Below are 3,131 nucleotides of genomic sequence, written 5' to 3'. Positions count from 1 at the left end.
CACCTTCGGCTCGACCCGGCTGCCGTTGATGAGAATCGCCTCGATCGCCTCGGGGATGCCGTGGCCGCGGATGCGCTCGGAGCCGTAGCGCGCCATGACGCCGATGATCAGGGCGCCGGCGACCGGCACCAGGATCACCAGCGGCCCCAGCGTGTGCGCTTCCGGCGTGACCAGCTGCGTGCTGAAGCGCTGGAAGAAGAACAGGTTGGTGAACAGGCCGATGAGTGTGAGCAGCGCCTTGGCGACGTAGGCGCTGATGACGCCGATGGCGATGGCGATGGCGCTGATCGTCAGCATCCGTCGCGTGGCGGTGAAATCGGCCAGGTCTTCGGCAATATCGCGCGGTCGGGCCGTCGTGCTCACGATGTATGGAGTCCCATACAATCAACGATAGCAGATCGATCCGGGCCGCGAAACTCTGCCTTGCCGATGTGCCAGGTGCGCACACCTCCGGCACGCGCTGTTTCACTTCGCTGTCGTGGCCGATCAGAATGACGGCGACCGCCGCGGCCGCCGAGTCGTCGAGACAGGCAAATACTCTCGGCGTGCTCGGCGGTTCAACGTCCGTTATCGGAGTGGAACGGCCTCTACTAGGATCAACGTGAACATGGCTATGGTTCGCCGGTCATCGCCGGGCAAGTCCACCACGTCGGCCGCGACAGCGTCGCACGACGTCCGCGCCGCGCTCGACGCGGTGCGGCGGATCGTCCAAGGGCTGCGGGTTGCCGGCCGCGAGGGCGAGCGGCGCGCTGGGCTCAGCAGCGCCCAGCTCTTCGCCCTGCAGCAGATTGGCGAGCATCCACGCGCGTCGGTCAACGAGCTGGCGGCGCTGACGTTCACGCACCAGAGCTCGGTGTCGGTCGTGATCCAGCGGCTGGTCGAGCGGCGCCTGGTCGCCAAGGTCACCGCCACGGACGATCGCCGGCGCCTGCGGCTGGAGCTCACCGCGAAAGGACGGGCCGTGCTCGGGCGCGCACCGGCGGCCGTCCAGGAGCGGCTGATCGCGGCGATCGCCGCGCTCGCGCCCGGTGACCGTCGCGTCCTCGCGCGCGCGCTCGGCCACGTCGCCCGGGCGGTCGCGCCGAAAGACGCCGCCGCTCATCCGCCGATGTTCTTCGAGGACGGCGCTCAGTCGAAGAAAGGCTAGCACTACTTTGTCAGGTTGATTCTCGCTGATCCGCAGCCGTCCAATGGCATAGGGCTTGTACTGACGTGCGGAAGTCCGTACGCTGCCGGGCATGACGACAGGCTCGGCGCGGGCGTTGCTTCGACGGCTGGGTCAGTTCATGGATGGATTCGGCGCGTGTTTCAGCCGGCGCCCCCAGCGGGAAGCCGCCAGCCAGTATCTCGACGGCCTGTTCAACGACAGCGAGCGCAAGTCGATGCAAGCGATGCACGGCCGGTTGAGCGACCCGAGCAGCTATCAAGCCCTGCAGCACTTCATCACGGATTCGCCGTGGGACGCGATGCGCGTCTGGACGCACCTGCGGACGCTGGTGCCCATGCGAACCGGGATCTTGGCGCTCGATGACACCGGCTTTCCCAAACAGGGAACGGCGTCGGTCGGCGTGCAGCGCCAATACTGCGGCGCCTTGGGCAAGATCGGCAATTGCCAAGTGGCCGTGTCGAGCGCGTTGATCGCCGACGGCCGCACGTGGCCGTTGACGTTCGAGTTGTATCTGCCCGCCTCCTGGATGGCCGATCCGGTGCGGCGTGACGCCGTCGGCATTCCGTCGACCGTCCGGTTTCGCGCGAAGTGGCGGATCGCGCTGGCGCACGTGCGCACCGTGCTCCACGCCGGCTTCACACTGGACGGCGTGGTCGTGGATGCCGATTACGGCTCGAACGCTCAGTTTCGCGACGGCTTGGAACGGCTCGGCCTCCGCTATGGTGTGGCGATTCGCGGCAACGCCATCTTCGCGGCTGAGGGCCGAACGGATACCGCCGCCGGCCTCGCCACCGCCACCCGCCCGGCGGACTGGCAGACGGTCACCTGGGGCTCTGATCCGCACCGCCCGTTGGCGGCCGCCTTCTACGCCGTGCGCGCCCGCGCGCCGACCGGCCGCGGGGACCGCTGGTTGCTCTGCGAACGGGTGACACCCGACGAGCACAAATACTATCTGCTCAACCTTGCCCCGACGGCCTCGCTGCAGGATCTCGTGGCGCTCGCCCGCAGCCGGTGGCCGATCGAACAGCAGTATCGGGAGCTGAAAGACGACCTGGGGCTCGACCACTTTGAAGGCCGGAGCTATCGCGGCTGGGCGCATCACGTCGTGCTCACCGCCGTCGCGTTCACCTTTCTCCAACTCGAGCGCGCCCGCGCCGCCGGCGCCGTGCGTCCCACCCTGCCGATCGTCCGCGGCTGGGTCCGCGAGATCATGGGACTGCTCTACGTCATCCACAACCGGCAGTTGCTGCGCACCCTCGATAGCTTTCGACGGAATCCGCCTCTACGAAGGTGACAAAGTAGTGTTAGGGGTTGGGGATTAGGGATTGGGGATCCGTGGAACTCCAGGGACTACGGAGTAGGAAGTCAGAGATTGGAGCCGGCTTATGCGGAACTGGATCGCGATCCTCGTCGGCGCCGCAGTCGTCTGCGTCGTGGTGAGCTCGTGGCCGGAGATCGTGCGGTATCAGCGCATCCGCGCGATGTGAGACGAGCGTGGTCACGTTGACCAGCGAGGCCACCGAGATCCCCGAGGGAAGCAGGACTCTCGTCTCGGGGCTCGGTGGTTGATGCGTTCTGACGGGGGATTCATGCCTGACACGCGCGTGCTGGTCGCCGGCATCGGCAACATCTTTCTCGGCGACGACGGATTTGGCGTCGAGGTGGTGAGACGTCTACGGGAAGAGCCGCTGCCGGACGGGGTCGACGCGGCTGACTTCGGCGTCCGCGGCGTGCATCTGGCGTACGAGCTGGCCGAAGGACGGTACGGTTCGGTCATCCTCATCGACGCAGTCGCGCGCGGCGGTCCGCCCGGCACGCTCTATCTCATCGAGCCGGACCTGGCCGATCTGCCTGATCACACCGACTTGGCCGACGCCCACAGCCTCACGCCGGCGGCGGTGCTGGCGTGGCTCCAGCGGATAGGCGGCTCGCGCCCGCGCATCGCCATCGTCGGCTGTGAACC

4 protein-coding genes are annotated in these 3,131 nt (G+C 67.4%); 3 read left to right on the top strand and 1 reads right to left on the bottom strand.

Annotated features, from left to right (window positions below):
* Nucleotides 1–363, bottom strand: a 363-nt coding sequence (locus VKT83_04920; protein HLY21793.1) for a chloride channel protein, incomplete at its 3' end; no start/stop codon positions are given.
* 244 nt (nt 364–607) lie between these two features.
* Here VKT83_04920 and VKT83_04915 point away from each other — a divergent pair.
* The 3 genes from VKT83_04915 to VKT83_04905 form a co-directional block, all read left to right on the top strand.
* Nucleotides 608–1,147, top strand: a complete 540-nt coding sequence (locus VKT83_04915) for a MarR family transcriptional regulator (GenBank protein HLY21792.1) — start codon at nt 608–610, stop codon at nt 1,145–1,147.
* Nucleotides 1,148–1,238: 91 nt separating this feature from the next.
* Entirely contained in the window at nt 1,239–2,462 is a 1,224-nt protein-coding gene (locus VKT83_04910) for an IS701 family transposase (protein HLY21791.1), read from the top strand.
* Between the two features lie 295 nt (nt 2,463–2,757).
* Nucleotides 2,758–3,131, top strand: a 374-nt coding sequence (locus tag VKT83_04905; protein ID HLY21790.1) for a hydrogenase maturation protease, incomplete at its 3' end; no start/stop codon positions are given.

This window comes from bacterium (genome assembly GCA_035308905.1).
GTDB lineage: Bacteria > Sysuimicrobiota > Sysuimicrobiia > Sysuimicrobiales > Segetimicrobiaceae > DASSJF01.
This window is presented reverse-complemented; position numbering and strand designations above follow the sequence as displayed.

What these genes read in the sequence shown, in the direction of transcription:
- VKT83_04910 (HLY21791.1), top strand. Translation starts at nt 1,239, where the DNA reads ATGACGACAGGCTCGGCGCGGGCGTTGCTTCGACGGCTGGGTCAGTTC.
- VKT83_04915 (HLY21792.1), top strand. Translation starts at nt 608, where the DNA reads ATGGCTATGGTTCGCCGGTCATCGCCGGGCAAGTCCACCACGTCGGCC.